This is a genomic window from Salipiger abyssi (assembly GCF_017311415.1).
Classification (GTDB): Bacteria; Pseudomonadota; Alphaproteobacteria; order Rhodobacterales; family Rhodobacteraceae; genus Salipiger; species Salipiger abyssi_A.
This window is the reverse complement of sequence record NZ_JAEKIS010000049.1, coordinates 1-6,991: the sequence shown is the minus strand read 5'-3', so window position 1 is coordinate 6,991 and position 6,991 is coordinate 1. Positions and strand designations below refer to the sequence as shown.

The 6,991-nt window shown below is 58.4% G+C and carries 8 protein-coding genes and 2 pseudogenes; 5 read left to right on the top strand and 5 right to left on the bottom strand.

The window, feature by feature from the left end; all coding sequences use genetic code 11:
- Window positions 1-120: 120 nt before the first annotated feature.
- Window positions 121-945, top strand: a pseudogene (locus I6N89_RS25020) (APC family permease); the annotation flags it as partial.
- A gap of 208 nt (window positions 946-1,153) precedes the next feature.
- Here I6N89_RS25020 and I6N89_RS25015 read toward each other — a convergent pair.
- Window positions 1,154-1,474, bottom strand: a complete 321-nt coding sequence (locus I6N89_RS25015; protein WP_028095409.1) for a type II toxin-antitoxin system RelE/ParE family toxin — start codon at window positions 1,472-1,474, stop codon at window positions 1,154-1,156.
- A 5-nt stretch (window positions 1,475-1,479) separates the two neighbouring features.
- Window positions 1,480-1,722, bottom strand: a complete 243-nt coding sequence (locus I6N89_RS25010) for a type II toxin-antitoxin system ParD family antitoxin (protein WP_028095408.1) — start codon at window positions 1,720-1,722, stop codon at window positions 1,480-1,482.
- A 473-nt stretch (window positions 1,723-2,195) separates the two neighbouring features.
- Between I6N89_RS25010 and I6N89_RS25005 the strand changes: the two genes are divergently transcribed.
- Both I6N89_RS25005 and I6N89_RS25000 read left to right on the top strand, forming a co-directional pair.
- Window positions 2,196-2,849, top strand: a complete 654-nt coding sequence (locus I6N89_RS25005; RefSeq protein ID WP_051693628.1) for a hypothetical protein — start codon at window positions 2,196-2,198, stop codon at window positions 2,847-2,849.
- A 236-nt stretch (window positions 2,850-3,085) separates the two neighbouring features.
- Complete coding sequence (locus tag I6N89_RS25000; protein ID WP_028095406.1) at window positions 3,086-3,928, top strand: hypothetical protein; 843 nt, start codon at window positions 3,086-3,088, stop codon at window positions 3,926-3,928.
- A 296-nt stretch (window positions 3,929-4,224) separates the two neighbouring features.
- On the opposite strand, the gene I6N89_RS24995 is transcribed toward I6N89_RS25000, so the two are convergent.
- Entirely contained in the window at window positions 4,225-4,434 is a 210-nt protein-coding gene (locus I6N89_RS24995) for a hypothetical protein (protein ID WP_028095405.1), read from the bottom strand.
- A gap of 18 nt (window positions 4,435-4,452) precedes the next feature.
- On the bottom strand, window positions 4,453-4,677 hold the full coding sequence (locus I6N89_RS24990; RefSeq protein ID WP_028095404.1) for a DUF2188 domain-containing protein: 225 nt from the start codon (window positions 4,675-4,677) through the stop codon (window positions 4,453-4,455).
- 67 nt (window positions 4,678-4,744) lie between these two features.
- On the opposite strand from I6N89_RS24990, the gene I6N89_RS24985 reads away from it, so the two are divergent.
- Both I6N89_RS24985 and I6N89_RS24980 read left to right on the top strand, forming a co-directional pair.
- Window positions 4,745-5,866 (top strand): helix-turn-helix domain-containing protein, encoded by a 1,122-nt coding sequence (locus I6N89_RS24985; RefSeq protein WP_028095403.1) that lies wholly within the window; start codon window positions 4,745-4,747, stop codon window positions 5,864-5,866.
- Window positions 5,863-6,369 (top strand): hypothetical protein, encoded by a 507-nt coding sequence (locus I6N89_RS24980; protein ID WP_028095402.1) that lies wholly within the window; start codon window positions 5,863-5,865, stop codon window positions 6,367-6,369. Before I6N89_RS24985 ends, I6N89_RS24980 begins: the two co-directional genes overlap by 4 nt.
- Before the next feature lie 91 nt (window positions 6,370-6,460).
- Here the strand turns inward: I6N89_RS24980 and I6N89_RS25630 are convergent.
- Window positions 6,461-6,871 (bottom strand): annotated as a pseudogene (locus tag I6N89_RS25630) (hypothetical protein); the annotation flags it as partial.
- Between the last annotated feature and the right edge of the window lie 120 nt (window positions 6,872-6,991).

The following is a 6,991-nucleotide window of genomic DNA, read 5'->3' as shown; positions in this document are numbered from 1 at the left end:
CGCTGGCCCGACGCGGCTGCGCTGTGTGGTGGCTACACCGCATCGGGCCAGCTTACGTCGTGCATGAGGGGGTCATTTTTGGACGCCGATAGGGGGTCATTTTTCGGTGCCGATTGACAGTTTGGGATCTCTGCGCTTTGGGCCGGCGGGTTTACTTTTGGCACAACAGGAGATGGAACAGCTTCACAGGGTCTCAGTGGATTTGTTGGTGCCACAGCGTTGGCAATTCTGGCATTCAAAGGGTTCACGACAATCACCAACAGCGGCGCCGAGATAGTGGACCCACACCGCAACATCGGACGCGCGATCATCATTTCATTGGCGGTCTGCGTAGTGGTGTATCTCTTGGTAGCATTTGCGGTGGGAAGCAGCTTGCCGCTTGGCAAGATCGTCGAAGCAAAAGACTATGCGCTCGCGGAAGCGGCAGCACCGTCCCTTGGGGAAACGGGCTTCTATCTGACCGTCGCGCTCGCTTTGATCGCAACTGCATCAGGCGTGATTGCCAGCATCTTTGCGGTATCTCGTATGTTGGCAATGCTGACAGAGATGAAATTGATCCCGCACAGTCATTTTGGGATGTCAGGCGGAGTCCGCGACCATACACTGATCTACACAGTAGTGATTGCGAGCCTGCTGACCATTCTCTTCGACGTTAGCCGAATAGCTTCTATGGGGGCCTTCTTTTACCTTGTAATGGATATGGTTATTCACTGGGGAGTGTACCGAAACCTTAGGGCCGAGCTTTCTGCGCATGGATGGATCATGTTGACTGCAATCGGTCTCGACGCGATCGTGCTTGTCGTATTCGCTTCACTAAAGTGGCAGAGCGATCCAATGATTGTAGTGGTCGCATTCGCGATCATGGCTTGTGTATTGATCTTTGAGCATTGGTTTCTTCAGCGCACAAAAACCGAGCCACATCAACATGATCACAATGGGAATTGAGTGCTCGCGTGATGACCAGGTATCGAAGCAGTAATTCTTAGCGCTTCCAACATTCAAATTGGTCGGGTTTGAACGATTTTGAGATCCACTTTGCCGATGTGTAGGACTACTTCCGTTGCCTCAATGCCGGGCGCCAACGCGCGTTTCACGAGGTCAGTGAAGACTATGGAAGACTGGTCGAGCCATTGAAATGAGGAAACGCAAGAGCTTAACCGCCGTCGAGACCCTCGTAGTAGACGAGCGCGGGCATGTTGCGGCGCTGGTGCACGATGCGCAGGATGACTGCCGCCCCATCCGCGGCATCTAGCCGCTTGTAGAAGATCACGTGACGTTGGCAGTTGACGGACCGCATCCCCGGAACGAAGAGACTCCTGTCCCGACCCCGGTCGGGATCCCCGGTGATCTGCTCGAAGGCGTTAACCAACTGGCGGTAATAGACGAGCCATTGATCCCTACCCCAAGTTTCGACGGTGTAGGCACGGATCTCTTCAAGGTCGGCCCTGGCCCGACCGGAAAGCCGAATAGTCATGTGGGTCAGCGATCAAACGCATCCGGTTCGAAGGCATGAGCATCGAACTCGGCGAAATCCCCATTTTCGGCCAGGGAGGCTGCTTCCTCTAGGTCGGCCTTGAGGGAATAGAACTGCCGGGCGCCATCCTTCTCCATCAGCATCCTTACGCCGGCGCGCACGACTTCGCTCAGATTGGCGTAGGCGCCGGACTCGATCTGCGCCTGCACATATTTCTGCATCGGTTCGGTCAGGTGGACGTTTGGCATCAGACTCTCCTATCCATGCTCAATCGTATCAGATACTGACATAGATATTCAAGCTCATGCTCGATCCCAACTTGGGCCCCAAATCGGCTCGCTGGCTGCTCCCGCCCTTCTGATCCCGGATTCCATGCGGAGAGCCGGGCCCGGCAGTTTCCCGATACAGCCCTTCCCGAGGCCACGAGCGCTGCGCCACGCGGTTTGGAGGGCTCATTCGATCTGTCCTTCCGTGACCACTTTCGCGGCCACATTGGAACACCCAATTTCCCCTTTGTAACAGACGTTTGTTTAGCAGCTAACGTGAAAGGGGTCCGCAATTTTGGCCACTTTCAAGACGCAGAAGCAGCCAGAACCGGCGTCAGATCTTGGAAGCGGTCAAGCGACACAAGCGAACAGTCGCAAGCAACCATCAATCAAATCTTCTTGCTATCATTAATGTTGTTTCGTATCGCTGCACCATTATAGATGGAGTCGGCATCATGAAGCACGTGATCCACAGCGTGGCAACAGCCACGGCACTAACCATATCCGGACTAATGGCCTCGTCAGGTCCGGCTCAAGCCTATCAGGTCGACTGTGCAATCCTCCTCTGCCTTGCGGGCGGCTGGCCTGCCTCCGCGCCCTGCGCGCATGCCAGAGCGGTCTTCATTCGGCGGATCACACCATGGCCGATCGAGCCGCCCTTACAAATCTGGCGGTGTCCGATGGGTGTGTCGTTCAACGATCCCAGCCCGATGTCGCCTATGGAACGCCTTAATGACACCACGTTCCGCGATCCGCCCGAACCGCAGGAATCGACTCCGATACCCCTTGTTCACGTCCAAGCAGATGAGCAAGCTGACATCGACATCTCAGGCGACGCCTTTGATTTCGTGCGCAGCATACGGGTCTATCACATCCAGTACCGCCAGCATGAAAACCGAGATGGCGACTGCAATCGCAGCGACTCGACGCGATTGGGGTCCTACGGCGTGCAGGGCGACTACCGATGGACAAGATCCACCGTGGGCCAGGTGCCAGCCGCATCCGGCCTGAGCATCCCGAATGGATGTGGCAGCTACTTCTACCGTTCCGTCTTCGTCGACTGGCGTGATCACGCCGGGAACTATGGTTCTGAAGAAGTTCGCTACTGACAAAATCTGCGCGCGGTTTTGCCGCGCGCGTCATCTCAACCCCGCACGTAAGGCTGTGCAAAACCCCCGAAAAGGAGACGACGCCAGACCGTGAAGCCTGACGCCGTGCTAGAAAACTCCGTGAACAAGAGTTTCCTAGCGCACCGCTAAAACACCTGCAACCAGCAAAGTTGTTTTGCTGGCAAGAATGTTGTTGTCTCACGACATGGCGTCGGTTCTCCAAGGAGACCTCGACCATGGAACCTACGACCGGCCTGATCCTGCGACGGATCACGCAGACAAATCTCTCTGTTGCAGCGCACAAGCTTGCTACCCTCATCCTCGATGCCATCGCCTGGAAGGATGGCTACAACGGTTTGTCGCGCGGAACGGCAGCCTTCACCCTCTCTGCCCTAGCGGAGAGGATGGGTGTTTCACGACAATATCTTTCGGTTCTTTTGAGCGAACTTGAGACGTCGGAGTTGCAGCTCGAGCGGGCGAAGCCGAATGGCAAGTTCGCGCCCTGGATCTTTCGGTTTTCCGCCTTCGACAAGGAGAGTGAACCCCATGATCTCGTGTCAGGTGAAGACGACACATCACTATCTAGAGATAATAATAACAAAACTATCTTCTCAGGGCTGATCGATATCACCGCGAGTTCGAACGTTTTTCAGACCAGTTGGGCAGAGCTCATCAAAGCGGCGAAGGCCACGTTGCCCTGCTGGAACATCGACACCCAGGTCATCTGGGATCGCTTCCTCGCCTTCAACCGATCCCGAGGCAACGGCAGGGTGCCGGCCGGCTTCCTGCTTGGCTTCATGCGCCGATGGCGAAATTCGTGGGGAACTCCAACTTGTCCCGCGGTCAAGCCGCCCGCGAGACCAATAACGGATCCCAAAGAGCGCGAATTGCTGAGACAGATGCAAGCCGCACCAACTGCGAACCGCCAGTTCCACGCGTCCGACTTGTGTCGCTTGATCGGACACGCTGCCTACGAAGCGCGGGTACTCGATGTGATCCGCAAGTTTGGGTGCCAGAGGTTTTCAGCAACTTTGGCGGTGCACGGACGGGCGGTGTTTGCTGGCGAGATTGCGCGGTGACTTTCACTCAGTTGGCCAATCAAGCTCGACTTCAGCCAGATTGTGGGCGCAATAGCCGGTGTGGTCGCGCAGTGAGTTCTTGAAGCACTGCATCGGCTTGAAGCCATGTGCCTTCCTATCCGAGGGGCCGAAGCCGGAAGGGATGGCCTGAATGTCGTATGAACGGCGGTTGCCTGAGAAAGGACTCCCGTCTCCCGCTACAAGCGGCGGTTCAGCGACCGGAGTTGATGATTGCCAGCCGAAGGGGCAATCCAGTTGGGGAGGTGAAGTCGCTGTGGGCGGCTTCGACGGCCACGTCAGCGCAGCCGCTTCTTCATGCGCTCGATCTGCTCGGGCGAGCCCTCGAAGCTGTAGCCTTCGCGGGTCTTCTTCATCCGCACGCCGGGACCGGCAGCCTTCTTGAGGCTGTCTTCAACGTGCTTCTCCATGCTGCGCGTCAGCTCACGCTGAAGCTGGGCGGCAGAGGCGATCTTGCGGCCATTGAACCGCATTTCGATGCGAGCCATCGCGTCGTTCCTTTTCTGTTAGCCCTTCGGAGGGAAGGGATCGTTGCCGTAGGTGTTACGCTCGCGGATGCGACCGTTCTCGCCGTGGATCAGCATCTCGCTGCCCTGGCGCATGGCGGATTCTCGCGCGGCCGCGATGGCCTCGCGCTGCGTGCCATGGACGGAAGACGCGCGGGAGTTGCCCGCCCCCTTCACTGCCCAACCGCCCTGATGCGGCACAACATGCTGATTTTTCTTAGACATTTTAAGCTCCATATGTCGATTTCGGTTGACGATTCTGCCAACCTTGTGTTTAAATATAGATTAGGAAATGGCGCTTATCAACCAAAACAACAACCGCCGGGAGAGGACCATGTTCGGACAAAGGCTCAGGCTTGCCCGCAAGCGGGCTGGCCTATCCATGCAAGCTCTCGCCGACCGCGTGACCCCAAGCGTGTCGGCGCAGGCCATCAGCAAATACGAAGCGGACAAGATGATGCCGTCCTCGTCGGTGTTGGTCGGCCTCGGAAAGGCGCTCGGCGTGTCGCTGGATTTTCTTGTCGGTGGCCAGGTCGAAGCTCTGGAAAGCGTCGAGTGGCGGAAGAACTCGACTGCCTCGGCGCAGGATCGCGCGATGGCGGAAGCCATCGTGATCGAGAAGCTCGAAGACTATCTCGCCATCGAGGACATCCTCGACCTGCATCCGGCTGAAGACCCGTTCGCCGCGCTGCGCGTGGACATGGTAGCCGATGAAGAGGCCATCGACGCCAAAGCGCGGGACGTGCGGCGCGAGTGGAAGCTCGGGATCGACCCCATCCCAAGCATGACCGCCCTGCTCGAAGACAAGGGGCTCAAGGTCATCGAGGCCGATCTACCTGAGCGCATCAACGGGCTGGCTTGTCATGTTGAGCGGGCGGAAGGTGCACCGACTGAGGTGATCGTCGTCTCGCGGCACACCAACGTCGAGCGCAAGCGCTTCAACCTCGCCCATGAGCTCGCGCATCGGATCATCATCGAGACCGGCAATGTCGCGCTGAAAAAGGAGCCGTCCATGCACCGCTTCGCGGGGGCGTTTCTTATCCCGCGCGAGCATCTGGAAGAGGAAGCTGGCCGGAACCGGCACGGCATGACCTGGATAGAGATCATGCGGCTCAAGCGCACCTACGGAGTCTCTGCCGCCGCGATGCTCGTGCGGCTCGGCCAAGTGGGCATTCTGTCGAAGAGCGCTGTGGAATATGCGTTCAAGACCTATGCGCGAAGCTGGCGGCGCGAAGAGCCGGAGCCTATCGGTCCCGGTGAGGGTTTCGCGGCCTTCGAGAAGCCGCAACGCTTCGAGCGCCTCGTTTGGCGCGCGCTCGGCGAGGAGTTGATTTCGCCTGTTCGCGCTGCCCAGATGCTCGGGCTCCCTTTGAGCGTTGTCGAACGTGACATCAGGGGGCCGCGTGACCAGTGACCTGTATCGTCGTCAATGATGCGTCCTGCCTGATCGACCTGAAGAAGGGAGAGTTGCTGCACGTCCTGCTGCGGCTGCCCTATCGGTTCATCGTGCCCCTGCCCATCCGTGAGGAGGAGCTCCTCGACTTCACGGCGCAGGAATGGCGGATGCTCGAAGATGGTGGCCTTGCCACCTATGATCTGCCGGGCGAAGAGGTCGCGCGGGTTTTCGCACTGAAGCGGGAACATAGCCGCTTGTCGGCCAACGACTGCTTCGCCCTCGTGACGACAACCTGCCAGGAGAACGGTATCCTCCTGACCGGCGACAACCTGCTGCGCAAGGTGGCCACCGCCCGCGCCGTGCGCGTTCATGGCGTACTCTGGATCATTGACGAACTGCACGCGGCCGGTGTCTGCGAGGTCGAGCTTCTCATCTCCGCGCTGCAGGTCTGGCGCGCGGATGATGCTGTCTTCCTGCCCGTGGCTGAGATCGACAAGCGGCTGCGCCGTCTCAGCGCATAGCTGCAGAGATTGCCGATCATCTCACCTTCTGGGCATAGGTCTATGGAGGACAGAAGTGCGTCAAGGAATTCGGAAATCCCATCAGCAGCATTCAGTTCGCGGTGCACCACATCCGATAGCGCCCTTGTCTCGTTACCTCACGGATTAGCCCTCGCGCTTCCATCCAAGCAAGGTTGCGCTGAACGGCAGTTCGACTGGCGCCTGTAATGGCCTCGGCCATTGGCGCAGAAACGAGTGGCCATTCCGTAAGTGTGGCGAGCAGCGCCGGAGGGGTCTTACCCGAGAGCGGCGACATTTCGGTTTCTGCCCGCACAAACCAAGACTCAATGTCATCTAGGTAACGCATCGCAGTCAGGCACGACGTCGCCATTCCCTCAAGCCAGCGAGCGAGGCGATCGACCGGCGGGCCACTAACACGGAGCCCCCCTGCCCCGCCCATGGCGAGCGGTGCGAAGATGGCGCCGCTTCCATCGCTGGCCGCGATCCTGGACGCGGTGACGGCGTGTCGCGTTGCCCTTAAATCTGAGACACGACGCGTTCGGGGATATTTTTTGCCCTTAATTATGAGATTCCACTGCCATCGCGCCTATGCTTTTCGCGCGCTGCCGGGCGATGTAATCGA